This is a genomic window from Pseudomonas sp. NY15437, assembly GCF_048068435.1.
Taxonomy (GTDB): domain Bacteria; phylum Pseudomonadota; class Gammaproteobacteria; order Pseudomonadales; family Pseudomonadaceae; genus Pseudomonas; species Pseudomonas nitroreducens_B.
In genome coordinates this window covers 18,819-44,700 of the sequence record NZ_JBLUQC010000005.1, presented here as the reverse complement: position 1 = coordinate 44,700, position 25,882 = coordinate 18,819, and the positions used below count along the sequence as shown (strand labels likewise).

19 protein-coding genes and 1 pseudogene are annotated in these 25,882 nt (G+C 67.3%); 12 read left to right on the top strand and 8 right to left on the bottom strand.

Features of this window, described 5'->3' with window-relative positions:
• Positions 1-178 precede the first annotated feature (178 nt).
• The 8 genes and pseudogenes from ACNFIA_RS13445 (at position 179) to ACNFIA_RS13410 (ending at position 12,155) form a co-directional block, all read left to right on the top strand.
• Positions 179-1,510 carry an imelysin family protein gene (locus ACNFIA_RS13445; protein ID WP_259757304.1) on the top strand — a complete coding sequence of 444 codons (1,332 nt, stop codon included), beginning with the start codon at positions 179-181 and terminating at the stop codon, positions 1,508-1,510.
• 198 nt (positions 1,511-1,708) lie between these two features.
• Positions 1,709-3,130, top strand: coding sequence for a di-heme oxidoredictase family protein (locus ACNFIA_RS13440; RefSeq protein WP_416785524.1), 1,422 nt, complete (start codon positions 1,709-1,711; stop codon positions 3,128-3,130).
• Positions 3,131-3,145: 15 nt separating this feature from the next.
• The gene (locus ACNFIA_RS13435) at positions 3,146-4,207 is read left to right on the top strand and encodes an imelysin family protein (RefSeq protein ID WP_416785521.1); all 1,062 of its coding nucleotides are present in this window, start codon (positions 3,146-3,148) and stop codon (positions 4,205-4,207) included.
• A 156-nt stretch (positions 4,208-4,363) separates the two neighbouring features.
• Positions 4,364-5,458 carry a DUF1513 domain-containing protein gene (locus ACNFIA_RS13430; RefSeq protein ID WP_416785518.1) on the top strand — a complete coding sequence of 365 codons (1,095 nt, stop codon included), beginning with the start codon at positions 4,364-4,366 and terminating at the stop codon, positions 5,456-5,458.
• A 416-nt stretch (positions 5,459-5,874) separates the two neighbouring features.
• Positions 5,875-6,567: pseudogene (locus ACNFIA_RS13425) on the top strand (methyl-accepting chemotaxis protein); the annotation flags it as partial.
• Between the two features lie 165 nt (positions 6,568-6,732).
• Positions 6,733-7,500, top strand: a complete 768-nt coding sequence (locus ACNFIA_RS13420) for a methyl-accepting chemotaxis protein (RefSeq protein ID WP_416786109.1) — start codon at positions 6,733-6,735, stop codon at positions 7,498-7,500.
• Between the two features lie 289 nt (positions 7,501-7,789).
• A complete protein-coding gene (locus ACNFIA_RS13415) occupies positions 7,790-8,905 on the top strand; it encodes an efflux RND transporter periplasmic adaptor subunit (RefSeq protein ID WP_416785516.1) in 1,116 nt (371 codons plus the stop codon).
• 193 nt (positions 8,906-9,098) lie between these two features.
• A complete protein-coding gene (locus ACNFIA_RS13410) occupies positions 9,099-12,155 on the top strand; it encodes a multidrug efflux RND transporter permease subunit (protein WP_416785513.1) in 3,057 nt (1,018 codons plus the stop codon).
• 178 nt (positions 12,156-12,333) lie between these two features.
• On the opposite strand, the gene ACNFIA_RS13405 is transcribed toward ACNFIA_RS13410, so the two are convergent.
• From ACNFIA_RS13405 to ACNFIA_RS13390, 4 genes are all read right to left on the bottom strand, one after another.
• Entirely contained in the window at positions 12,334-13,449 is a 1,116-nt protein-coding gene (locus tag ACNFIA_RS13405; protein WP_416785511.1) for a hypothetical protein, read from the bottom strand.
• Positions 13,450-13,549: 100 nt separating this feature from the next.
• Positions 13,550-14,914 carry a spinster family MFS transporter gene (locus ACNFIA_RS13400; protein ID WP_416785508.1) on the bottom strand — a complete coding sequence of 455 codons (1,365 nt, stop codon included), beginning with the start codon at positions 14,912-14,914 and terminating at the stop codon, positions 13,550-13,552.
• 963 nt (positions 14,915-15,877) lie between these two features.
• Positions 15,878-16,900, bottom strand: coding sequence for a ferrochelatase (gene hemH, locus ACNFIA_RS13395; RefSeq protein WP_416785506.1), 1,023 nt, complete (start codon positions 16,898-16,900; stop codon positions 15,878-15,880).
• Between the two features lie 114 nt (positions 16,901-17,014).
• Positions 17,015-17,920 (bottom strand): TIGR01777 family oxidoreductase, encoded by a 906-nt coding sequence (locus ACNFIA_RS13390; protein WP_259757316.1) that lies wholly within the window; start codon positions 17,918-17,920, stop codon positions 17,015-17,017.
• A 273-nt stretch (positions 17,921-18,193) separates the two neighbouring features.
• Between ACNFIA_RS13390 and ACNFIA_RS13385 the strand changes: the two genes are divergently transcribed.
• From ACNFIA_RS13385 to phrB, 4 genes are all read left to right on the top strand, one after another.
• Positions 18,194-19,177 carry an NAD(P)/FAD-dependent oxidoreductase gene (locus ACNFIA_RS13385; RefSeq protein ID WP_259757317.1) on the top strand — a complete coding sequence of 328 codons (984 nt, stop codon included), beginning with the start codon at positions 18,194-18,196 and terminating at the stop codon, positions 19,175-19,177.
• A 148-nt stretch (positions 19,178-19,325) separates the two neighbouring features.
• On the top strand, positions 19,326-20,285 hold the full coding sequence (locus tag ACNFIA_RS13380; protein ID WP_416785503.1) for a YbgA family protein: 960 nt from the start codon (positions 19,326-19,328) through the stop codon (positions 20,283-20,285).
• Positions 20,286-20,316: 31 nt separating this feature from the next.
• A complete protein-coding gene (locus ACNFIA_RS13375) occupies positions 20,317-21,267 on the top strand; it encodes a MerR family transcriptional regulator (RefSeq protein WP_416785500.1) in 951 nt (316 codons plus the stop codon).
• Positions 21,264-22,691 (top strand): deoxyribodipyrimidine photo-lyase, encoded by a 1,428-nt coding sequence (gene phrB, locus ACNFIA_RS13370; protein ID WP_416785498.1) that lies wholly within the window; start codon positions 21,264-21,266, stop codon positions 22,689-22,691. Before ACNFIA_RS13375 ends, phrB begins: the two co-directional genes overlap by 4 nt.
• A gap of 169 nt (positions 22,692-22,860) precedes the next feature.
• On the opposite strand, the gene ACNFIA_RS13365 is transcribed toward phrB, so the two are convergent.
• From ACNFIA_RS13365 to prmC, 4 genes are all read right to left on the bottom strand, one after another.
• Complete coding sequence (locus ACNFIA_RS13365; RefSeq protein ID WP_259757321.1) at positions 22,861-23,382, bottom strand: acyloxyacyl hydrolase; 522 nt, start codon at positions 23,380-23,382, stop codon at positions 22,861-22,863.
• Between the two features lie 115 nt (positions 23,383-23,497).
• A complete protein-coding gene (gene murI / locus ACNFIA_RS13360; protein ID WP_416785495.1) occupies positions 23,498-24,292 on the bottom strand; it encodes a glutamate racemase in 795 nt (264 codons plus the stop codon).
• On the bottom strand, positions 24,285-25,040 hold the full coding sequence (locus ACNFIA_RS13355; protein WP_416785492.1) for a molybdopterin-synthase adenylyltransferase MoeB: 756 nt from the start codon (positions 25,038-25,040) through the stop codon (positions 24,285-24,287). Before ACNFIA_RS13355 ends, murI begins: the two co-directional genes overlap by 8 nt.
• Positions 25,034-25,864: a peptide chain release factor N(5)-glutamine methyltransferase gene (prmC, locus tag ACNFIA_RS13350; protein WP_416785489.1), complete on the bottom strand. Its 831-nt coding sequence runs from the start codon at positions 25,862-25,864 to the stop codon at positions 25,034-25,036. The genes ACNFIA_RS13355 and prmC overlap by 7 nt, the downstream gene beginning before the upstream one ends.
• Between the last annotated feature and the right edge of the window lie 18 nt (positions 25,865-25,882).

Below are 25,882 nucleotides of genomic sequence, written 5' to 3'. Positions count from 1 at the left end.
GCAAGCTCGCTCCTACAAAAGACGACTCTCCCTGCGCGTTGCTGGCGCCATGCAGGCCCCGTGATCGAACGGTGCCACCGATCTCTCTTTTCAAAAATGCAAATCTTTCGCATTATGTTGCAGATTTTCTTGCGCAGTCCTTTTTCGTGCGCCTCTTTTCCATGCAAAGGAACCCGTCATGACTCGTATGCCCTGGGCCACTGCCAGCCTGCTCGCCATTGCCATTTCCCTCGCCGGCTGCGGCGATGACAAGAAAGCCGAAGCCCCCGCCGCGCCGGCTGCCAGCACCCAGAGCACTGCACCGGCGGCCGCCAAGGTCGACGAGGCAGCGGTCAAGGCCGTGGTGAAGAACTACCTGGACATCGCCGAAGCCACCTACGGCGACGCCCTGACCACCGCCAAGGCCCTGCAGAGCGCCGTCGACGCGCTGATCGCCAAGCCCAGCGAGGAAACCCTGAAGGCCGCCCGCGCCGCCTGGATCGCTTCGCGCCCGTCCTACTCGCAGAGCGAAGCCTTCCGCTTCGGCAACTCGATCATCGATGACTGGGAAGGCGCCGTGAACGCCTGGCCGCTGGACGAAGGCCTGATCGACTACGTCGCCAAGGACTACCAGCACGCCGAAGGCAACGCCGGCGCCAGCGCCAACATCATCGCCAACACCGAGATCCAGGTCGGCGAAGACAAGATCGACGTCAAGGAAATCACCGGCGAGAAGCTCAAGGGCCTGAACGAGCTGGGCGGCTCCGAAGCCAACGTCGCCACCGGCTACCACGCCATCGAATTCCTGCTCTGGGGCCAGGACCTGAACGGCACCAAGCCGGGCGCGGGCGACCGCAAGTACACCGACTACGCCCAGGGCAAGGACTGCACCAACGGCCATTGCGACCGCCGCGCGGCCTACCTGAAGGCCGTCACCGACCTGCTGGTCTCCGACCTCGAGGAAATGCACGGCAACTTCAAGGCCGGCGTCGCCGACAACTACCGCGCCAAGGTCGAGGCCGACAGCGCCGAGAACAACCTGCGCAAGATGTTCTTCGGCATGGGCTCGCTGTCCCTGGGCGAGCTGGCGGGCGAGCGCATGAAGGTCGCGCTGGAGGCCAACTCCACCGAAGACGAGCACGACTGCTTCAGCGACAACACCCACAACACCCTGTTCTTCAACGCCAAGAGCATCCGCAACATCTACACCGGCGAATACAAGCGCACCGACGGCAGCGTCGTGAAGGGCCCGAGCCTGTCCGACCTGGTAGCCAAGGTCGATGCCCAGGCCGATGCCGACCTGAAGGCGGACCTGGCCAACACCGAAGCCAAGATGCAGGTCATCGTCGACCGTGCCGAGAAGGACGGTGTGCACTTCGACCAGATGATCGCCCCGGAAGACAAGGACGATCAGCAGAAGATCCGCGACGCCATCGCCTCGCTGGTCAAGCAGACCGGCGCCATCGAGAAGGCCGCCACCGCGGTCGGCGTGCAGGACCTGAAGCCGGACAACGCCGATCACCAGTTCTGATCCGCGCATCCTGACGGCTTGACGTGCTGCGGCTCCACGCCGCAGCGACCGGTCAGCCTCCTACGAAGCCCCGCCCTGCGGGGCTTCGTCGTTCACGGACGGCACAAGTTGTCGTTCGCGAATACAAATTTTTCATATTTGCATTTGACACCCCTGCTACCATGGCGCGCTGCCACCTGCCGCTTTCGGATCCTGTCGATGCTCCACCGCCGTACCGCCCTGTGCCTCGTGCTGCTGTCTGCCCTCAGCCTTGCCGCGTGCAAGCCGGAGACTTCCCAGCACGCCGTGGCCGAGCCCGGCGAATCCCTGTCCGGCGGCGCCGCCACGGTGAAGCAGAGCGACCGCAACGCCTACTCCATGCCCTCGGCCAACCTCACGCCGAGCCGCCGCCTGGACTTCAGCGTGGGCAACAGCTTCTTCCGCAACCCCTGGGTCATCGCGCCGAGCACCACCACCGCGCGCGACGGCCTCGGCCCGCTGTTCAACACCAACGCCTGCCAGAACTGCCACATCAAGGACGGCCGCGGGCATCCGCCGGAGCCGAACGACGTCAACGCCGTGTCGATGCTGGTACGCCTGTCGATTCCCGCCGGTTCCGCCGACGTCGAGACCATCAAGCGCCTGGGCGTGGTGCCCGAACCGGTGTACGGCGGCCAGTTCCAAGACTCGGCCATCCCCGGCGTGGCGCCCGAAGGCAAGGTGCGGGTGGACTACGACCCGGTGCCGGTGACCTTCAAGGACGGCACCGTGGTCGAGCTGCGCAAACCCAGGCTGCGCATCAGCGACCTGGGCTACGGGCCGATGCACCAGGACACGATGTTTTCCGCGCGCATCGCCCCGCCGATGATCGGCCTGGGCCTGCTGGAATCCATCAGCGAGGCGGACATCCTCGCCAACGCCGAGCAACAGGCCAAGGGCAGCGACGGCGTGCGCGGCCGGCCCAACCGGGTGTGGGACGACGCCCGGCAGGAAACCGTCCTCGGCCGCTTCGGCTGGAAGGCCGGGCAACCCAACGTCGCCCAGCAGAACGCCCACGCCTTCTCCGGCGACATGGGCCTGACCACCGACCTGCTGCCCAGCGACGACTGCACGCCCGCCCAGGTCGACTGCCGGAAGGCCATCGACGGCGGCAAGCCGGAAGTCAGCCAGCACATCTTCGACCAGGTCGCCTTCTACGCGCGCAACCTCGCGGTGCCGGCGCGGCGCAAGGTGGACGACCCGCAGGTGCTCACCGGCAAGGGACTGTTCTTCGACAGCGGCTGCGCCAGCTGTCACACGCCCACGTTCACCACCGGCGCCAACGCCGCCGAACCCGAGCTGGCCAACCAGGTCATCCGCCCGTACAGCGACCTGCTGCTGCATGACATGGGCGAGGGACTGGCGGACAATCGCCCGGAATTTCTCGCCAGCGGCCGCGACTGGCGCACGGCGCCGCTGTGGGGCATCGGCCTGACCGAGACGGTCAACGGCCACACCCAGTTCCTGCATGACGGCCGCGCCCGCAACCTGCTCGAAGCCGTGCTCTGGCACGGCGGCGAAGCGCAAGCGGCAAAGCAACGCGTACTGAATTTCGACGCCGGGCAGCGCGATGCCCTGCTGGCGTTCCTGAACTCACTCTAAGGAGCCGAGCCCACCATGTTCCGCCCCCGTCTTCTGATCACCAGCCTCGCCATCGCCCTGGGCGCCTGTTCGCCCACCGACCCGCAGGCGACCACCAGCGCCACGCTGGCCCAGCAGGTGATCCTGCCGACCTACAGCCGCTGGGTCGATGCCGACCGCGCGCTGGCCGCCAGTGCCCTGGCGTACTGCCAGGGCAAGGAAGACCTCGCCAAGGCCCGCGCTGACTTCATGGCTGCGCAGAAGGCCTGGGCCGAGCTGCAACCGCTGCTGGTCGGCCCGCTGGCCGAGGGCAACCGCGCCTGGCAGGTGCAGTTCTGGCCCGACAAGAAGAACCTCGTGGCGCGCCAGGTCGAGCAATTGCTGGGCAGCGGCAACGCGATTTCCCCGGCGACCCTGGATAAGTCCAGCGTCGTGGTGCAGGGCCTGACCGCCTACGAATACATCCTCTTCGACGCCAGGATCGACCTCGCCAACGCCGAGACCAAGGCGCGCTATTGCCCGCTGCTGGAAGCCATCGCCACGCACCAGCAATCCCTCGCCGAAAGCATCCTGGCGCAGTGGAAGCAGGACGGCGGCATGCTCGCCCAGCTCTCCAAGTTCCCCAACGAGCGCTACGCCGATGCCCACGAGGCCATCGCCGAGCTGCTGCGCGTGCAGGTCACCGCGCTGGACATGCTGAAGAAGAAACTCGGCACGCCGCTGGGCCGCCAGAGCAAGGGCATCCCGCAGCCGTTCCAGGCCGAGGGCTGGCGCAGCGACATGTCGCTGGCGAGCCTGGACGCCAGCCTGACCGGCGCCCAGGCGCTGTGGAACGGCACCGACAACAAGGGGCTGCGCGCCCTGCTGCCGGCCGAGCAGAAAGAGCTGGCCGGCAAGATCGACGCGGCCTACGCCGACGTCCACGGCAAGCTGAAGGCGATCAACCAGCCGCTGAGCGAACTGCTCAAGGACGACGCCGGCATCAAACAGCTGAACGAGCTGTACGACAGCCTCAACGTCGTCCACCGCCTGCACGAAAGTGATCTCGCCAAGGCGCTGGGCGTGCAGTTGGGCTTCAACGCCAACGACGGGGATTGATTCGATCGGCTGCGCGTCGGCCATGCGTCTGCCGTGTGAGGTTGAAGAGGTGCGTCGGATGGCTCGGCTGGAGCCAACGCCGCATCCGCCACACCTTCCCGCCTGGCTCCAGCTCGCACGATCGATGGGATGAAAGAAGTGATAGAGGTGCAAGCCATGTTGCGACGTCACGTGATCGGCCTGGGCAGCCTGCTGCTCGGCGCCCTGACCTTCGGCGGCTGGACGCTGTCACGCAAGGGCAAGGAGCCCCTGGTGCTGTCCGCCCGTGATGACGCGGACGGCAAGCACTACGCCGTGGGCTATCGCCTGGACGGCAGCTGCGCCTTCGCCACCGAGGTCGGCCTGCGCTGCCACGACGTAGTGCAGCACCCCAGCCTGCCACTGGCGCTGTTCGTCGCCCGCCGCCCGGGCCGGCAGAGCTACCTGATCGACCTGAACGACGGCCGCCTGCTGCAGACCGTGGACTCGCAGGCCAACCGCCATTTCTACGGCCACGGCGTGTGGCACAAGGACGGCGAGTGGCTCTACGCCACCGAGAACGACACCACCGACCCTGGGCGCGGCCTGCTCGGCGTGTACCGCTTCGACGGTGAGCGCCTGAGCCACACCGGCGAGGTCTCCACCCACGGCCTCGGCCCGCACCAGGTGTCCTGGATGCCCGACGGCGAGACCCTGGTGGTGGCCAACGGCGGTATCCGCACCGAGGCCGAGAGCCGCGTGGAGATGAACCTCGACGCCATGGAACCGAGCCTGGTGCTGATGCGGCGCGACGGCGCGCTGATCTCCAAGGAAACCCTGCCGCAGCAGATGAACAGCGTGCGCCACCTGGCCATCGCCGCGGACGGCACCATCGTCGCCGGGCAGCAGTACATGGGCGACGCCCACGACCGTGCCGACCTGCTCGCCATCAAGCGCCCTGGCGAGGCCTTCCAGGCCTTCCCGCTGGCCGACGAACAACGCCTGGCCATGGCCCAGTACACCGCCAGCGTTGCGGTGCACAACGACCTGCGTCTGGTCGCGCTCACCGCTCCGCGCGGCAACCGCTTCTTCATCTGGGACCTGGACTCCGGCGCCGTGCGCCTGGACGCGCCGCTGCCCGATTGCGCCGGCGTCGGCGCGGTGAAGGACGGCTTCGTCGTCACCTCCGGCCAGGGCCGCTGCCGCTTCTACGACTGCCGCGGCGAACGCATCGCCGGCACCCCGCTGGAGCTGCCGCCGGCGTTCTGGGACAACCACCTGCACCTGGCCTGACTCCGGCGAGCGTAGGAGCGGACTCTGTCCGCGACGCTCAACCGGCTTGCTCGGAGCGGCCGGAAACTGTCGCGGATAAATCCGCTCCTACGTGAAATCGTGCACTAGGGCCCTCCCTCTCCCTAACCCTCTCCCTGAAGGGAGAGGGGACTGGTTCGGTGCCGGCTGAAACCACAGTGTCAGCCGCACGGATAGCTCCCTCTCCCTTCAGGGAGAGGGCGGGGGAGAGGGAAACCCAGGCACGGATTTTCAGAAGAAAACAGTTGCTCCTGCACCGTCCGATGCCATCAAGCGGACCCCCCGTACCAGAGCGCCTGAACTCACTACCACTCGTCTCCCTGGACTCAGGAAGACAGCCACCCGGCCGATGCAAAGGCTGACCGATTCCCACCCTGCGTCTTAGAGGCGTAAACACGATGTCCCCCAACACTTCCCTGCGTACCCAGATCCTGTCGCTGCTGGGCGGTAGCCTGCTGCTCGTGCTGCTGATCGCCCTTGCCTGCTTCCACTTCCTTTCCGGCAGTGTCAGCGCCTACCAGCGCCTGCTGGACGGCCCGCTGCAATCCTCGCAACTGGTCGACCAGGCCAACCTGGCCTTCAAGGCCCAGGTGCAGGAATGGAAGAACGTCCTGCTGCGCGGCCAGCAGCCTGCCGACCTGAACAAATACTGGAGCCAGTTCGAGGAACAGGAACGCGCCGTGCAGGATGTGCTCGGCCGACTGGAGCAGAACGCCGCCGATGATGCGCAGCTCAAGGCCCAGGTCACCCGCCTGCGCGACGAGCACCGCCAGCTCGGCCAGGCCTACCGCAAGGGCCGCGACGCCTACGTCGCCGCCGGCAGCGACCCGCGCGCCGGGGATGCCGCGGTGAAGGGCATCGACCGCACCGCCAGCGAGCAGATGGCCGCCCTGGTGGAGAGCCTGCACCACGATGCCGTCGAGCAGGCCAGGAGCATCTCCGCCAGCGCCGACAGCACCGTCGTCAGCGGCACCCTGGTCCTGTTGCTCTCGGGCATCGCGCTGGGCCTGCTCAGCCTGTGGCTGGTCAACCGCAACCTGGTCGGCCCGATCGCCCGCCTGATCGAGCACATCGCCCAGCTCAGCGAAGGCAACTTCGGCGAGCGCGTCGATGCCAGCCGCCGCGACGAACTGGGCCGCCTGGCCCGCGCCGCCAACACCCTGCGCGACTTCCTCGCCGAGACCTTCACCCGCCTCAAGCACAGCACCACCGAGCTGGACACCGCCAGCGGCGAGCTGAACGCCATCGCCACCCTGATGGCCGAAGGCACCCGCGAGCAGTTCTCGCGCACCGATCAGGTGGCCACGGCGATGCACGAGATGTCCGCCACCGCCCAGGAAGTCGCGCGCCACGCCTCCGATGCCGCGCGCGCCGCGGACGACGCCGACCAGCACGCACAGCAAGGCGGCGAAGTGATGAAGACCACCATCGTCACCATCACCGAGATGAGCAACGAGATCGCCAACACCGCCGACGTCATCCGCCGCCTGGAAAGCGACAGCGGGCGCATCGGCAAGGTGCTCGAAGTGATCCGCGGCATCGCCGACCAGACCAACCTGCTGGCGCTCAACGCCGCCATCGAGGCCGCCCGTGCGGGCGAAGCCGGGCGTGGTTTCGCCGTGGTCGCCGACGAAGTGCGCACCCTCGCCCAGCGCACCGCCGAGTCCACCGCCGAGATCCACCAGATCATCGACACCGTGCAGACCGGCTCGGTGAACGCCCTGCGCGCCATCGAGAGCGGCCAGACCCGCAGTGAACAAGGCGTGGAACGCGTGACCCAGGCCGGCGAAGTGCTGCGCAGCATCACCCAGGCCGTGGAAGCGATCCGCGACATGAACCGGCAGATCGCCACCGCTGCCGAAGAGCAGACCTCGGTCGCCGAGGACATCTCGCGCAACCTCACCGAGATCACCGCCATCGGCGCCACCAACGAGGAAAACGTGGTGCGCACCCAGGGCGCCAGCCGCCACCTGCATGGCCTCTCCGGCGAACTGGCGGACGTCACCCGCAAGCTCAGCGCCTGATCCGCTTCGCCACATGGATGTGGCTCCCTTCCCTGCCCCGCCCGCCGCACCGTTCCAGCGCACATCTGCCGTAAACGACCTGACTTTTCGCGCGAAACCTCTTGTAATCGCAGCCCTTTGACTATCCACCGTTTCAGGCATAAGGTGCGCAATTCCGCCCCGCAATGGGGCGTCCCCCGTATCGGCTTCATAGCCTGATCGACATCTGCGCGAACGGAAGGCCGCCCGGCAAAACCCGGACGAGCGATCGCGCCCGATTGCTGCCAGGCACGTACCAAGGAACAGGAAGATGTTGCGCCGCATGCTGATCATGCTGGGCGTGGTTGCCGTCATCGTTGCGGTGCTCGCCGGCTCGAAATACCTCTCCATCAAGAAACAGATCGCCATGTTCTCGGCGCCGCGCCCGCCAGTGAGCGTCAACGCCGCCCCGGCCGAGGAACGCGACTGGCAGAGCCGCCTGCAGGCCATCGGCACCCTGCGCGCGATCCAGGGCGTGACCCTGACCGCCGAGGTGTCCGGCACGGTCAGCGCAGTGCAGTTCGTCTCCGGCGACAAGGTCAAGGTCGGCCAGCCGGTGGTGCAGCTGGAATCCGACGTCGAACAGGCGACCCTGCGCACCGCCGAGGCGGACCTCGGCCTGGCCCAGGTGGAGTACGAGCGCGGCAAGAGCCTGGTGGGCCGACAGGCCATTTCCAAGAGCGAGTACGACCGCCTCGCCGCCCAGTTGAACCGCTCCACCGCGACCGTCGCGCAGCTGCGCGCGGCGCTGGCGAAGAAGCGCATCCTCGCGCCCTTCTCCGGCACCATCGGCATCCGCCAGGTGGACGTCGGCGACTACGTATCCCCCGGCACCGAGATCGTCACCCTGCAGGACCTTTCCACCCTGCAGGTGGACTTCTTCCTGCCCGAACAGGACTTCCCGCTGCTCAAGCGCGGGCAGAAGGTGGTGGTGCGCGTGGCGGCCTATCCGGGCCAGAGCTTCGATGCGCAGATCGACGCCATCAGCCCGCGGGTGGACAACCAGACGCGCAACCTGCTGGTCCGCGCCAGCATGGCCAACCCCGACGGCAAGCTGCTGCCGGGCATGTTCGCCAACCTGGAAGTCCAGCTGCCGGACAGTGCGCCGCGCGTGGTGGTCCCCGAGACCGCCGTGGCCTTCACCCTGTACGGCAACTCGGTGTACGTGGTGGTGCCGCACAAGCCCAAGGACGGCGAGAAGGCCGACGACGCCAAGGCCGACGCGCCGAAGCTGGAAGTCGAACGCCGCTTCGTCAAGACCGGCGAACGCCGCGAAGGCAGCGTGGTGATCCTCGAGGGCCTGAAGCCCGGCGAAGAAGTGGTGACCTCCGGCCAGCTGAAGCTGGACAACGGCACCGCCGTGGCCATCGTCAAGGACCCGCAGTAACGCACAGCACTGCCCTCGCCCCGGCGAGGGCAGCCAGAGACAACCGCTCTGCCCGGATTTCGCGAGCTAGAGCCAGGCAAGGCGGAGCGGTGTGGCGAAAGCGGAGTTGGCTGCAGCCAATGAGCATTTCTCCACACCGCTCCAACGCCGCATGGCCGACGCGCAGCAAATCCAACCAGGAAGGATTGAGAGCATGTTTACCGATCCCTTTATCCGTCGCCCCGTGCTGGCGACCGTGGTCAGCCTGCTGATCGTCCTGCTCGGCATGCAGGCCTTCAGCAAGCTGGTGATCCGCGAATATCCGCAGATGGAAAACGCGCTGATCACCGTCACCACCTTCTATGCCGGCGCCAACGCCGAAACCATCCAGGGCTACATCACCCAGCCGCTGCAGCAGAGCCTCGCCAGCGCCGAAGGCATCGACTACATGACGTCGGTGAGCCGGCAGAACTACTCGGTGATCTCGATCTATGCGCACATCGGCGCCAACACCGATCGCCTGGTCACCGAGCTGCTGTCGAAGATCGGCGAGGTGAAGACCCAGCTGCCACCCGACGCCGAGGACCCGGTGCTGGACAAGGAAGCCGCCGACGCATCGGCGCTGATGTACATCAGCTTCTTCAGCGAGCAGATGAACAACCCGCAGATCACCGACTACCTCTCGCGGGTGATCCAGCCCAAGCTCGCCACGCTGCCGGGCATCGCCGAGGCGGAGATCCTCGGCAACCAGGTGTTCGCCATGCGCCTGTGGCTGGACCCGGTGAAGATGGCCGCCTACGGCGTCACCGCCGGCGATGTGGCCGATGCGGTGCGCCAGTACAACTTCCTCTCCGCCGCCGGCGAAGTGAAGGGTGAGCTGGTGGTCACCTCGGTGAACGCCTCCACCGACCTGAAATCCCCGGAAGCCTTCGCCGCCATCCCGCTGAAGACCGCGGGCGATCGCCGCGTACTGATGGGCGACGTGGCGCGCATCGAACTGGGCGCCGCCAGCTACGACGCGGTCAGCTCGTTCAACGGCATCCCCTCGGTGTACATCGGCATCAAGGGCACGCCCAGCTCCAACCCGCTGGACGTGATCAAGGAAGTCCGCGCCAAGATGCCGGAACTGGAAGAGCAGCTGCCGCCGGGTCTGCAGGTGTCCATCGCCTACGACGCCACGCGTTTCATCCAGGCGTCCATCGACGAAGTGGTGAAGACCCTGGGCGAGGCGATCCTGATCGTCATCGTCGTGGTCTTCCTGTTCCTCGGCGCGCTGCGCTCGGTGATCATCCCGGTGGTGACTATCCCGCTGTCGATGATCGGCGTGCTGTTCTTCATGCAGATGATGGGCTACTCGATCAATCTGCTGACGTTGCTGGCCATGGTGCTCGCCATCGGCCTGGTGGTGGACGACGCCATCGTGGTGGTGGAGAACATCCACCGCCACATCGAGGAGGGCAAGTCGCCGTTCCAGGGCGCCATCGAGGGCGCGCGGGAGATCGCCGTGCCGGTGGTGACCATGACCATCACCCTGGCCGCCGTGTATGCGCCCATCGGCTTCTTGAGCGGCCTGACCGGCGCGCTGTTCAAGGAATTCGCCTTCACCCTCGCCGGCGCGGTGATCATCTCCGGCATCGTCGCCCTGACCCTGTCGCCGATGATGTGCTCGCGCCTGCTGCGCCACGACGAGAACCCCAGCGGCCTGGCCCATCGCCTGGACCTCATCTTCGAAGGCCTGAAGGTGCGCTACCAGCGCCTGTTGCACGGCACGCTGAACAGCCGTCCGGTGGTCGTCGTGTTCGCCGTGCTGGTGCTGGCGATCATCCCGCTGCTGATGATGTTCACCCACAAGGAACTGGCGCCGGAGGAAGATCAGGGCATCGTCTTCCTCATGGCCAACGCGCCGCAGACGGCGAACCTCGACTACCTGTCGAAGTACACCGCCGAGTTCGAGGGCATCTTCCGCAAGTTCCCCGAGTACTATTCGGCGTTCCAGATCAACGGCTACAACGGCGTGCAGACCGGCATCGGCGGCATGCTGCTCAAGCCCTGGGACGAGCGCGAGCGCAGCCAGATGGAGCTGCTGCAGGCGGTACAGGGCGAGCTGGACAAGATCCCCGGGCTGCAGATCTTCGGCTTCAACCTGCCGTCGCTGCCAGGCACCGGCGAGGGCCTGCCGTTCCAGTTCGTGATCAACACCGCCAGCGACTACCAGTCACTGCTGCAGGTGGCCGAGCGGGTGAAGAAGCGCGCGGAGGAGTCGGGCAAGTTCGCCTTCCTCGACCTCGACCTGGCCTTCGACAAGCCGGAGCTGGTGGTCGACATCGACCGCGCCAAGGCCGCGCAGATGGGCGTGTCGATGCAGGACCTGGGCGTTGCCCTGGGGGCGCTGCTGGGTGAAGGCGAGATCAACCGCTTCACCATCGACGGGCGCAGCTACAAGGTGATCGCCCAGGTCGAGCGCGCCTACCGCGACAATCCGGGCTGGCTGAACAACTACTACGTGAAGAGCCAGAGCGGCCAGCTGATCTCGCTGTCCACCCTGGTGACCTTCCACGAGCGCGCCCGCCCGCGCCAGCTCAACCAGTTCCAGCAGCTCAACTCGGCGATCATCTCCGGCGTGCCGATGGTCAGCATGGGCGAGGCCATCGACACGGTGCGCGGCATCGCCGAGCAGGAGTCGCCGCGCGGCTTCTCCTTCGACTATGCCGGGGCCTCGCGGCAGTTCGTGCAGGAAGGCAGCGCACTGATGATCACCTTCGCCCTGGCGCTGGCGGTGATCTTCCTGGTGCTGGCGGCGCAGTTCGAGAGCTTCCGCGATCCGCTGGTGATCATGGTCACCGTGCCGCTATCGATCTGCGGCGCGCTGATCCCGCTGTTCCTCGGCCTGTCGAGCCTGAACATCTATACCCAGGTGGGGCTGGTGACGCTGATCGGCTTGATCAGCAAGCACGGCATCCTCATCGTCGAGTTCGCCAACCAGCTGCGCCATGAGCGCGGATTGTCGGTGCGCGAGGCGGTGGAAGAAGCCGCGGCGATCCGCCTGCGCCCGGTGCTGATGACCACTGCCGCCATGGTGCTCGGGGTGATTCCCCTGCTGCTCGCCACCGGCGCCGGCGCGGTGAGCCGCTTCGACATCGGCATCGTCATCGCCACCGGCATGAGCGTGGGTACGCTGTTCACCCTGTTCGTGCTGCCCTGCGTGTACACGCTGCTGGCCAAGCCGGACAAGAAGCCGGCCGAAGTCCCCGCGCCGGCCACGGCGCATTGAATGAAAAGCCCCGCATCAGCGGGGCTTTTTTCTGGCACCTGCGATTCATCCGTAGGGCGCATGACAGCACAACTCCGACGCGATGCCCTTGTAGGAGCGAGCTTGCTCGCGAACCGCCTGACGCCGCAGCACCAGGCGAAACCCCGTTCGCGAGCAAGCTCGCTCCTACGAAAAGCGGTTACGGTGGGGGGAGGGAAAACGCCACCAGCCGATACCCCTGGGCAGTGCGGATGAAGTCGAAGCTGGCGTGCTTGTCCGGCTCGAACGAGCCCTGCTGCCAGTGCTCCATGGCCGAGACCTTGGGCGTCTTCCACTGGGCGAAGTCGCCGCAACCGTCGAAATACTGCGGGTCACGCTCGGGGTCGAAGGGCCAGCCCATGTCGTCCTGGCGCACACCGTAGTTCATCGATGTCCGCAGGGCTTGCAGCCGCGCACGCAGCTGCGCCCCGTGCTCGCGCAGCGCCTTATCCACCGGGTCGGCCTGCCAGTCATCCAGCGGCTCGCCGCCCTGCCCGCTCCACAGCTGTGGATAACTGTTCGCCTTGAGCGAGGCGTCATCGAGGTGTGCCAGGAACTCGTCCTTGAACCAGCGAGCAAAGTCCTTCTCGATGTCGACGAAGCTGAGGTAGCGCCCATCGACACCCTTGAACGACACGCGGCGCGGGTCGCTCGCAGGCTGGTCGCTGACCTGCATCGAGAACCAGTCCAGCGCGGCGGCGCGGCTGCTGTCGAAGCGCTCCACCAGCGTCCTGCCGTGGCGGTCGAGCAGCACTTCCGTGCCGCCGCTCCAGCCCTTGTGCTCGCACTGCTGCAGCGTCACGCCCGCATCGGCGCAGTGGCGCGTAGCGCCCTTGAGTGCCACCAGCATACCGTTGCGCATGGCCGTGGCGTCGCTCAGCTCCGCGGGGATGAGCACCTGGCCGTGGCCGTCGAGGACGCCGACCCTGTCGCGCTGACGGTCGCGGAAACGGATGCTGTTCTCGCTCTCGCAGATCGGCGCGTTGTCGAAGACGTAGAGCGCATCCGGCGCCACCTGGCGGCCGTCACGCAGCAGGTAAAACGTCCGATAGCTATCGGCGGTTTCCTCGCCGGTGGCGATGATGTGCTCGAAGCGCCGGGCCATGGTGAACATCGGGCTGAGTGTCGGCGCAATCTTCACCGCGCCCTGCGCATCCTTGAATCCGATCAGTTCGTTCTGGGTGAACGCCACCCACGGCTCATCCGCTGCCGCCGAAACGCTCAGCGCCAGCGCCGCCAGGGCCAGCAGCCCTCGGCGCCTGCTCTTCCCCTGCATGGAAACCTCCCTTTCGATCCATCTCCCGGCGCATTGTGCCACGGCCAACGAAAAGCCCCCGCGCATCGCTGCGCGGGGGCTCGATCTTGCGGAGGAACGATCAGGCCGGCTGGCGCTGCATCGCACCACTCTCGCGCTCGCCTTTCAGGCTCCAGCTCTTGAGGTGTTCCAGGCTGGCGCGGTAGGGCTTCAGGCCGCTGGCCAGCAGCAGTGCACCGGCCAGCAGGGCCACCACGCTGACGATCAGCAGCGAGTAGCGCAGCGCCATGTCGTCGGCGAACACGTAGTCGGTCACCAGGGCGATGGCGGTCGGGCCGACGCCCAGGCCCAGCAGGGTGACGACGAAGAGGTAGATGGCCGACGCCTGGCCGCGCATGGAGTTGGGCATGATTTCCTGGATCGCCGCCGGGGCGACGCCGAAGGGCATGCTGAGGAAGAACACGATGGGCGCCATCATCGCCGCCGCCGCGTTGCCGCTGTCCAGCAGCGGATAGACCAGGCTCAGCGGAATGGCCAGGATGGCCGCGAGCAGGCCGACGCGCATGTTCGCATCGGTGCGCCCGCGCTTGGCCCAGTAGTCCGCCAGGCGACCGCCGCAGACGATGCCCAGGCAGCCGAACACCGCGACGATGCTGCCGTAGACCACCCCCACGTGGCCGGCGTCCCAGCCGTAGGTGCGGACGAAGAAGGTCGGCACCCAGGCGCCGCTGCCATAGCTGGCGAAGGAGATGCAGGCGAAGCCGAAGTTGTGGCACAGCACGGTCTTGCGGTTGGCGCGCAGGTAGGCGCCCACTTCGCTCATCGGCACCACCACGCCGGCGCCGACGCCGCGGCGGGTCGGCTCCTTCACCGCGAGCATCAGCAGGGTGAAGAGCACACCGGCGGCGCCGAGGATCAGGAAGATCAACTGCCACGGGCGCACCTCACCGAGGACCGGCAGATGCACGTCGCCCTGGGCGGAGGCGAACTTGATCACCAGTCCGCCGAGCAGGAAGGCCAGCCCCGAGCCCAGGTAGATGCCCATGGAGTAGACGCTGATGGCGGTGGCGCGGCGCTGCGCCGGGAAGCTGTCGGCGATCAGCGAATAGGCCGCCGGCGACAGGGCCGCCTCGCCCACGCCGACACCGACGCGGAACAGCAGGAAGTGCCAGTACTGCCGCGCCAGGCCGCAGGCGGCCGTCATCGCGCTCCAGATCAGCACGCCGACGGTGATCAGCCCGCGGCGGCTGCGGCTGTCGGCCATGCGCCCGAGGGGGATGCCGCACAGCGTGTAGAACAGCGCGAAGGAGAGGCCCATCAGCAGGCTCATCTGCGTGTCGCTGATCTCCAGATCGCGACGGATGGGGCCGACCAGCAGGTTGAGAATCTGCCGGTCGATGAAGGAAAGCACATAGGCGACCATGAGGATCGCAACCGTGGACCAGGCCACGGCACTGGAGGGGTAGCCGTTATTGTTGTTGTTCATGCCGGGCTCCTGAAACGCCGCCAATCGCGGCGAAGGCGAAGGGAGAACCCGCAGAGTAGGCAGTGCGAACGATTCGCGCGCGCACTATCAGGTCTCTGAATGCGCGCGTCGGCCATTGGCTGATGGATGAGTGGTCAGGGATTGGACGGCGGGTTTTAGCGGGTAGAAGCGAGCGCGTTCGCCGGGGGCTCCGACGGTGGGAGGGTTCGCGAGCGAGAACTGGGCGTCCCCCTCGGCCCTACGAAGAGCCATGTTTGGGATGGCCCGGCGTGGCGGGGATTGCGGTGCCACGTATCCCTCTCCCCGCCCTCTCCCTGAAGGGAGAGGGAGCTGTTCGGGCTCGCCGGAAGGCTCGGCAGGTTCGTAGGGCGCATAAAGCGGAACGCTTTATCCGCCATGGCGAGGGAGGGGCTTCACCTTGTAGGAGCGAGCTTGCTCGCGAACGAGTTCACCGGCGACGCCGACGCTGGGCTTGTTCGCGAGCAAGAACTGGGCGTCCTCCTCGCCCCTACGAAGAGCCATGTTTTCGGGATGGCCCGGCGTGGCGGGGATTGGGGTGCCACATATCCCTCTCCCCCGCCCTCTCCCTGAAGGGAGAGGGAGCTATTCAAGCTCGCCGGGTAGCCCGGCAGGTACGTAAGGTTAGGAAGGGGCTTCACCCTGTAGGAGCGAGCTTGCTCGCGAACGAGTTCACCGGCGGTGCCGACGCTGGGCTTGTTCGCGAGCAAGAACTGGGCGTCCCCCTCGTTCCTGCGAACAGCAGGAGTTCCCGAGATGGCCGTTCGTGGCGGGGATTGCGGTGCCACGTATCTCTCTCCCCCGCCCGCTCCCTGAAGGGAGAGGGAGCTATTCGGGCTCGCCGGGTAGCACTGCAGCATGACCGGCACGAATGCCCCCTCTCCCTTCGGAACGGGGCGCGTAGCCAGGGTTAGGGAGAGGGCAATGCCCCGCGCCGACGCAGAATCAGATCGCCTGCGGCGTCCGCTCGCACAGCTTCGCCAGCGCCCGCGCCCACAGCTCCTGGTCGTTCAGGCAGGGCACCAGCACCAGTTCCTCGCCACCCGCCGCGCGGAACTGTTCGTTGCCGCGCTGGCCGATTTCCTCCAGCGTCTCGATGCAGTCGGCGACGAAGGCCGGGCACATCACCAGCAGGCGTTTCACGCCCTGCGCGCCAAGCTTGTCGAGCTGCGCCTCGGTGTAGGGTTCGATCCACTTGTTGCGGCCCAGGCGCGACTGGAAGGACACCGACCAGCGCCCATCCTCGAGCCCGGCGCCAGCAGCGAAGTCCTCGGCCGTGCGCAGGCACTGGCTGCGGTAACAGACCGCCATGATGTCCTCGTGCACGCCTTTGCTGGAGCGGGCGGTAAGGTCGTGGCCCTTGTCCTTCACCAGCTTGCGGATGTGCGACTCGGGCAGGCCGTGGAAGCTCAGCAGCAGGTGGTCGTAGGGTTGCGAAAGGTACGGCTTCACGCTGTCCACCAGCGCCTGGCGATATTCGGGCTCGGCGTAGAACGGCGGCAGCACCTTCAGCTCCAGCGTCAGCTTGTGCTCGCGCATCACCCGGCGCGCCTCTTCGACGGCGGTGGTGGTGGTGCTGTCGGCGAACTGCGGGTAGAGCGGCGCGAAGGTCACCTGGGTGATGCCCTGCTGGCTCAGGCGCAGCAGCGCCTTCTCGATGGACGGCTCGCCATAGCGCATGCCCAGTTCCACCGGACCGTGGGGCCAGAATGGCCGCACGGCTTCCTGCAAACGGCGGCTGAGCACGATCAGCGGCGAGCCTTCGTCCCACCAGATCGACGCGTAGGCGTGGGCGGACTCTTCCGGGCGCTTGCGCAGCACCAGCGACACCAGCAGCCGGCGGATCGGCCAAGGCAGGTCGATCACGTAGGGGTCCATGAGGAACTGGTCGAGGTAGCGGCGCACGTCCTCGACCTGGGTGGAGGCCGGCGATCCCAGGTTGACCAGCAGGAGGGCGTTTTGGGTCATGCAGTGTCCTTAAACCGGTACGGTAGGAGGTCGTCGTGCGGGCCGCGCAGTGTACACGCAGCCCGTTTATCACAGCTCGGTCGCCAATGCCGCAGGCACCGGGCGCGAAGGGTCTCAGCGAGCGTCGCGCAGTACGTCGGCCAGCGCTTCCTTGAGCTCCGGGAAGCGGAACGCGAAGCCGGCGTCCAGCAGGCGGCGCGGCACGATGCGCTGGCCGCCCAGCAGCAGCGTCGACATCTCGCCCAGCAACAGGCGCAAGGCAAAGCCCGGCACGTGCATCAGCGTCGGCCGGTGCAGCGCCTGGCCCAGTTCCTGGGTGAAGTCGCGGTTGCGCACCGGCTGCGGCGCGCACGCATTATAGGGACCGCTGGCATCCGCCTTGCGCAAAAGAAAATCGATCAGGGCGATTTGATCGTCGATATGAATCCAGGACATCCACTGCCGGCCATCCCCGAGCCGCCCGCCGGCGCCCAGGCGAAATGGCGGCAGCAGACGCTTGAGGAAACCGCCTTCGGGCGCCAGCACCAGCCCGGTGCGCACCAGCACCACGCGAACGCCCAGGGCCTCGGCCTCGCGGGCAATCTGCTCCCAGGCCAGGCACAACTCGCTGGCGAAATCCTCGCCGGCCGCCGCGCTGTTTTCCTCCAGCGGACGCTCGCCGGCGTCACCATACCAGCCGACCGCCGAGCCATTGATCAGGACCGCCGGGCGCTGGCTGCGGCTCTGCAGCCAGCCCACCAGGCGCTCGGTCAGGCGCACCCGGCTGTCCCACAGCAGGGCCTTGCGCCGGGCGCTCCACGGCTTGTCCGCGATGGGCTCGCCCGCCAGGTTGACCACCGCGTCCAGCGGCCCGTCGCCATAGGCCTCGAAGTCGGCAATGCCCCGCACCGACTCGCCGCACAGCGAGGCGACCCGCTGCGGCTGGCGGCTCAGCACCGTGAGCTGATGGCCCTCGGCGCTCCACTGGCGGCAGAGGCGGCGGCCGATCAGGCCGGTGCCGCCGGTCAGGAGAATATGCATGGCGAACTCCTTGCTGGGTTGTTCCACCTTCATCAGTCTGGACGAGAGGCAGGCGATTGCATTGACACTCCCTCTACGGCGAGGTCTACGCTGTAAGGGCCGGGACCCGGACCGGGCTCATCTTTGATGAACCGACGCGGCGCCGAAGGTTCCGATGATCGGACTCCTATCGTTGACGAGCGCGAACAGCTGTCACTCAATTGTACAGATAATTTTGTTTGTACAAGAATAATCCGCTCGTTACGCTGAAGCACACAGACTACGAGGCATGTCATGAGCGCCCCCATTGCCATCATTGGCACCGGTATCGCCGGACTCTCGGCCGCCCACGCCCTGCAAGCCGCCGGACAGGACGTCCAGCTCTTCGACAAGGGCCACGGCAGCGGCGGCCGGATGGCCAGCAAGCGCAGCGAAGCCGGCGCCCTGGATCTCGGTGCGCAGTACTTCACCGCCCGCGACCGGCGCTTTCTCGACGCCGTGCAGCAGTGGCGCGAGCACGGCTGGGTCGCCGAATGGGACCCGGCCCTGTACCAGTACCGCGACGGAGAACTGAGCCCCTCCCCCGACGAACAGCCCCGCTGGGTCGGTACCCCGCGCATGAGCGCGATCACCCGCGCCTTGCTGCAGGACGTCGTCGTCACCTTCACCTGCCGTATCACCGAGGTGTACCGCGGCGAGGAACACTGGCACCTGCAGGACTCCGAGGGCCAGACCCACGGCCCGTTCAGCCGCGTGCTGGTGGCCACCCCGGCGCCCCAGGCCGCGGCCCTGCTGGCCAGCGCGCCGAAGCTAGCCGCGGCTGCCGCGAGCATTGCCATGGAGCCGACCTGGGCCGTCGCCCTGGCCTTCCGCGAGCCGCTGGATACCCCCGTGCAAGGCTGCTTCGTGCACGAGGGCCCGCTGTCCTGGCTGGCCAGCAACCACTCCAAGCCGGGCCGCGACGAGCAGTTGGACACCTGGGTGCTGCACGCCGCCAGCGGCTGGAGCAAACAGCACATCGACCTGCCCAAGGAAAGCGTGATCGAGCACCTGCGCGGTGCTTTCGCCGAGCTGATCGGCTGCGCCGTGCACGCCCCCGACTTCGCCCTCGCCCACCGCTGGCTGTACGCACGGCCGATGGAAGCGCACCAGTTCGGCGCCCTCGCCGATGCCGACCTGGGGATCTACGCCTGCGGCGACTGGTGTCTCTCCGGCCGCGTCGAAGGCGCGTGGCTGAGTGGCCAGGAAGCCGCCCGCCGGTTGCTCGAACACCTCTGATCCACCCCGGCTTTCCCGCCTTGGAGAAGGCCGCCTCTCCCCGCGTCCGTCCACCGCCTTGTACAAGTCTTTGCACTTGTACAAGGCTGCGTCTATCCTGTGCGATAGTTGTACAAACAACTAATCCTGTACAAGTTCGGACACTGCCATGTCTCACTCTCCGTCACGACCCAAGCTCGGCATCAGCGCCTGCCTGCTGGGCGAGCCGGTGCGCTACAACGGCGGGCACAAGGCCTCGCGCCTGTGCCTGGAGGTGCTCAGCCGCTACTTCGATTTCGTGCCGGTGTGCCCGGAAGTCGCCATCGGCCTGGGAACCCCGCGCCCGACCCTGCGCCTGGTCGGCGAGCACGACGAACCGCGCGCGCTGATCCTGCGCGAAGGCGGCCGCGACGTCAGCGACGCCCTGCGCGACTATGGCCGCCAGCAGGCCGGAGCGATGCAGGACATCTGCGGCTACATCTTCATGCAGCAGTCGCCCTCCTGCGGCCTGCACCGGGTGAAGCTCTACCGCATCGACGGCCAGCCACGCCCGCCGGGCGTGCGCGGGCTGTATGCGGAAGCCTTCTGCGCGGCGCGCCCGGCGTTGCCGGTGGAAGAGGAAGGCCGGCTCAATGACCCGGTGATCCGCGAGAACTTCCTCACCCGCGTGTTCGCCTACGCCGCCTGGCAGCAACTCGTCGACAAGGGCCTGACCCGCCACGCGGTGATCGGCTTCCACTCGCGCTACAAGTACCAGCTGATGGCGCACAACCCGCGGCAGTACAGCGAACTGGGCCGCCGCCTGGCGAAGATCGGCGAACAGCCGCTGGAGGCGTTCGCCCCGGATTATTTCCGCGACTTCATGCAGGCGCTCGGCAGTTGCGCCACCCGCGGCACCCATAGCAACGTGTTGCAGCACCTGGCCGGCTATCTCAAGCACGAACTGCCTTCCAGCGAGAAAGCCGAGATGCAGCGCCTGATCGACCAGTACCGCGAAGGCGTGATCCCTCTGGTCGTGCCGCTGACGTTGCTCAAGCACTACTTCCGCCTGCACCCGCACCCCTACATCGATGCCCAGGCCTACCTGCAACCGCACCCCGAAGGCCTGAGCCTGCGCAATGCCATCTGAGGCCGCCATCAGACGCACTCAAAGGATGCCCATGAACCCCGACCACCCACACCGCGACTCGGACGACGACTATCGCCAGGCCCTGGCCGAAGGCTGGCTGCCGATCCGCGACGTCTCCCGGCGCACCGGCGTCAACCCGGTCACGCTGCGCGCCTGGGAGCGCCGCTACGGCCTGGTCGTGCCGCAGCGCACGCCCAAGGGCCACCGTCTCTACTCTGAGGCGCAGATCGCGCGCATCCAGGAAATCCTCACCTGGCTGGGCCGGGGCGTAGCGGTGAGCAAGATCCGCGCGCTGCTCGACGAAGACACGCCGCCGCCAGCCGAAGCCGGCAGCTCGCCCTGGGACGACCTGCGCCAGCAGTGCATCGCCGCCATCGGCCGGATCAACGAGCGGCAGCTGGACGACCTGTTCAACGGCGCGCTGGCGATCTACCCCGCGCTGACGCTCTGCGAGCAACTGATGCTGCCGCTGCTCGACGAACTGGAGCGGCGCTGGCAGGGGCAGTTCGGTGCACAGCTGGAGCGGGTGTTCTTCCACACCTGGCTGCGCACCAAGTTCGGCACCCGTCTCTACCACCACAACCGGCAGCAGCGCGGCGCCCCGCTGCTGCTGGTGAACCAGTCCGACCTGCCGCTGGAGCCGGGGGTGTGGCTCACCGCGTGGCTGGCCAGCAGCGCCGGTTTCCCGCTGGAGATCTTCGACTGGCCCCTGCCACCCGGCGAGTTGGCGCTGGCGGTGGAACGCCTGCAACCACGCGCCGTGCTGCTGTACGCCAGCTGCACGCTGAACCTGCCCCAGCTGTCCCGGCTGCTGGCCGGCGTCGATTGCCCGCGCCTGCTGGTCGGCCCCGCCACCGCTATTCACCCCGACGCCTTGCAGGACCAGGTCAGCACCGACGAGCCACTGCACCTGGCGAGCGATCCGGTCGCCGCCTTCGGCCTGCTGCGTGAACTGCACCTGATCAACGGGGAAGCCCCATGAAACGCCAACTCGTCTGGCTGCGCACCGACCTGCGCCTGCGCGACAACAGCGCCCTGCACGCCGCCGCCGAGCGCGGCCCGGTGATCGCTCTGTACCTGCTCAGCCCTGGCCAGTGGCACGAGCACGACGATGCCCCGTGCAAGGTCGACTTCTGGCTGCGCAACCTGCGCGAGCTGAAGGCGGCCCTCGACACGCTGCATATTCCGTTGCTGATCCGCACCGCGCCGCGCTGGGACGACGCGCCCAACCTCATCAGCCAGCTGTGCCAGGAACTGGGCATCGAGACCGTGCACGTCAACGAGGAATACGGAATCAACGAGGCCGCCCGCGATGCCGCCGTGCAGAAAGCCCTGGCCAGCGATGGCATCCACCTGCGCAGCCACCTCGACCAGCTGTTCTTCACCCCCGGCACGATCCTCACCAAGGGCGGCACCTACTTCCAGGTCTACAGCCAGTTCCGCAAGGTCTGCTACGAACGCCTGAACCTGGGCGTCCCCAGCCTGGTCCCGGCACCCCGCGCGCAGCAGGAGCTGAACCTCGTCAGCGACGAGGTGCCCCGGCAGGTGGAAGGATTCGCCATACCGCCCGCCGCGCTGCGCAACGAATGGCCCGCTGGCGAGGACGCGGCCCATGAGCGCATCGCCCTGTTCACCGATGAGATTCTCGGCAATTACCAGGACACCCGCGACTTCCCCGCCCGCGACGGCACCAGTCGTCTCTCGCCGTACCTGGCCGCCGGCGTGGTGTCGCCCCGGCAGTGCCTGCACGCGGCGCTGGCGAACAACCACGGCGAGTTCGAAACGGGTAACAGCGGCGCGGTGAGCTGGATCAACGAGCTGCTCTGGCGCGAGTTCTACAAGCACATCCTGGTCGGCTTCCCCCGCGTCAGCCGGCATCGCGCCTTCCGCGAGGACACCGAGCAACTCAGGTGGCGCCAGGACACGGCCGACCTGGAAAACTGGCAACAGGGCCGCACCGGCTTCCCCATCATCGACGCCGCCATGCGCCAGCTGCTGGCCACCGGCTGGATGCACAACCGGCTGCGCATGGTGGTGGCGATGTTCCTCAGCAAGAATCTGCTGATCGACTGGCGCGAGGGCGAACGCTGGTTCATGCGCCACCTGATCGACGGCGACCTCGCGGCCAACAACGGCGGCTGGCAGTGGAGCGCCTCCACCGGCACCGACGCCGCGCCGTACTTCCGCATCTTCAACCCGATCTCGCAGTCCGAGCGCTTCGATCCGGATGGCCGCTTCATCCGCCGCTGGGTGCCGGAACTGGCCGGGCTGCAGGACAAGGCGGTGCATGATCCGTCGAAGCTCGGGCTGTTCGGCATGCAGGGTTATCCACAGCCGATGTGCGACCTGTCGGCAACGCGGGACCGGGCGCTGGAGGCGTTCAAGAGTCTGTCGGCCAGCCGCTGATACGGGCGCGAAGGCATCGGACGATGCGTACCGGTAGGTGCGCGCCCTGCGCGCGATCGCGGGCATGGCCCGCTCCTACAGGGCAGTGTCGATTTTGCCCTGCTGGTTGGAAAAACCGTCGGGCACAAAAAAGCCGGGCCCAGGCCCGGCTTCTTCGGTCGACGCTCGATTACAGCGGATGCGTGTAATACAGGCTGTAGGATTCGATGCCGTCGTTCGGCTGGCTGATGCCGGCGTTGGAATAGTGCGTGGCACGCACGCCCAGGGCCTGGCCTTCACCGAAGCGCAGGCCGGCGCCGATGCGATCCTCGAAGTTGAAGGCGCCGCCCAGGTTCTGGTCGCCCACGCGAGAGCCGCTGAACACGGCCACGCCGATACCGGCCTCGACGAAGGGTTTGACCGTCGCACCTGAGAACTCGTAGACGAACACCGGGCTGAAGGACAGCGAGTGGCGGCCGCTGGCCTCATCGCCACCTTCCCAGTAGGTGTAGCCGGCATCCCAGTAGCCGGTCAGGCGGCCGGTGGAGCTTTCCCACCAGCTCTTGTCCCAGTCGAAGCCCAGGCCCAGGCGGTAGGTCATGGTGTTCTGCCCGGTAACGCCCACGGCGCCAGTGAGGCTTGCGGCCTGTGCGGAGACCAGATGTCCAAGGGTCAAGGCTGCCACGGCGGCCAGCGAGAGTAGTTTCTTCATCGAAACATCCTTTATTAGAAAGCTGAATGAAAAATCCCCGCGAATAGCTGGCAATTATAAGGCCATTTGTCAGCATTTGCTGACAGACCAAGGTCGGTAGCCCGCTATTCTTTTCTCAGCCAGGGAAGAAACTGACGGTATCGTCCGCGCCCCAAAGCACCGGCAGTACCCGTTCAAGACCTTCGACTGCGCCGCTGGTCCATAGCTCAGTTTTTTTTGCGTCCCCTTGCGCCAGCAGCCCCCGCGCCTCCAACAGGCGCTCCAGTTGGCGGGCGACGGCGGCGCCGGTATCGATCAGCGACACATCCGCAGGCACCAGTTCCCGCAGCAGCGGGCGCAGGAACGGGTAATGGGTGCAGCCCAGGATGAGCGTGTCGCACCCTTCAGCCAACAGCGGCTCGACATAACCCTGCAGCAGCTCGCGGGTCTGCGGGCCGTTCAGGTCGCCCAGTTCGATGCGCTCCACCAGCCCCGGGCACGGCTGGGTGATGACCCGCACGTCGCTGGCGAACCGATCCAGCAACGCGGCAAAACGCGCGCTTTTCAAGGTGCCGGTGGTGGCGAGCACACCGACCACGCCGCTGCGGGTGGCCTCGGCGGCCGGCTTCACCGCTGGCTCCATGGCGACGATGGGCACCTGCGGATACTGCTCGCGCAAATCCGCCGCCGCCGCCGCGGTGGCCGTGTTGCAGGCCAGCACCAGCGCCTTGGCGCCACGGGCCAGGAGGAACTCGGCGATGGCGCGGCAGCGCGCGCGGATGTACTCGGGGGTCTTCTCGCCGTAGGGCACGTGGCCGCAATCGGCGAGGTAGATCAGGGATTCGTGGGGAAGCCGCGCGCGGATTTCGTGGAGGACGCTGAGGCCGCCCACACCGGAGTCGAACACCCCGATCGGTGCGGCATCAGCCATGCGAGGCTCCGCACACGGCACACTGCGGATCGCGCTTGACCCGCAGCTCACGGAAGCGCGTGCCGAGGGCGTCGACCAGCAGCAGGCGTCCCACCAGCGGCTCGCCGAAACCGGCCAGCAGTTTCAGCGCCTCCAGCGCCTGCAGGCTGCCCACCAGGCCCACCAGCGGGCCGACCACGCCGGCCTCGCTGCAGGTCAGCTCGGCTTCGCTGCCATGGCCGTAGAGGCAGTGGTAGCAGGGGCTTTCCGCGCGGCGCGGATCGAACACCGAGAGCTGCCCTTCCAGGCGGATCGCCGCGCCGCTCACCAGGGGCTTCTTCGCCGCGACGCAGGCCGCGTTCACCGCCTCGCGGGTGCCAAAGTTGTCGCAGCAATCCAGCACCAGGTCCACGCCCGCCACGGCGGCGCCGAGGGAGTCGGCGTCCAGCGCCTGGCGGTGGGCGACCAGCCTCACCTCAGGGTTCAGCGCGGCCAGGCGGGCGATGGCGGAATCCACCTTGCCCGTGCCGACGCTGTCGGTGCCGTGGATGATCTGCCGTTGCAGGTTGGTCAGGTCCACCGTGTCGAAGTCCGCCAGGTGCAACTCGCCGACCCCGGCCGCGGCCAGGTACAGCGCCACCGGCGCGCCAAGGCCGCCGAGACCGACGATCAGCACGCGGCTGTCCTTCAGGCGCAGTTGGCCCTCCACGTCGATCTGCGGCAGGAGGATCTGCCGGCTGTAACGCAGCAGTTCGTTGTCGCTCAGCATGTCCAGCGCCCCAGGCTGATGCGCTCGTGGCCGCCCAGGTCACGGCGGCTTTCCACGGCGCTGAAACCACGGGTGAGCAGCAGGTCGCGCACGGCGTCAGGCTGGTCGAAACCGTGTTCGAGCATCAGCCAGCCGCCGTTTTCGAGATGGCTGGGCGCCTGCTCGATGATCAGGCGGATGTCGTCCAGCCCGTCCTGCCCGGAGACCAGCGCGCTCGAGGGTTCGAAGCGCACGTCGCCCTGCCTGAGGTGCGGGTCGGTGCTGGGAATGTACGGCGGGTTGCTGACGATCAGCGAGAAGCGCTCGCCGCCGAGCGCGGAGAACCAGTGGCTGGCCTGGAAGGCCACGTTGCCCAGACGCAGGCGTTCGCGGTTGCGCTCGGCCAGGGCCACGGCCTCGGGGATGCGATCGACACCCCGCACCTGCCAGCTCAGGCGTTCGCACGCCAGGGCAAGGGCGATGGCGCCGGTGCCGGTGCCGAGGTCGAGCACGCGGGCGGGCGACGCGGGCAGCAGCGCCAGGGCGGTTTCCACCAGCAGTTCGGTGTCCGGGCGCGGGATCAGGGTGTGCGGGGCGACTTCCAGGTCCAGGCTCCAGAAGCCCTGGCGGCCGAGGATGTAGGCCACCGGCTCGCCGGCCACGCGGCGGGCCAGGTAGCGGTCGTAGAGGTCGTGGGCCTCGCGGCTGACCACGCGCTCGGGCCAGGTACGCAGGAAGCTGCGGGGTTTGCCCAGGGCGGCGGCGAGCAACAGCTCGGCATCCAGGCGCGCGCTGGGCGAGTCCGGCAGTTGCGCCTCGTTGAGCAGGGTCATGATGGTTGCCATGGTCTGTCGCTCTCTCAG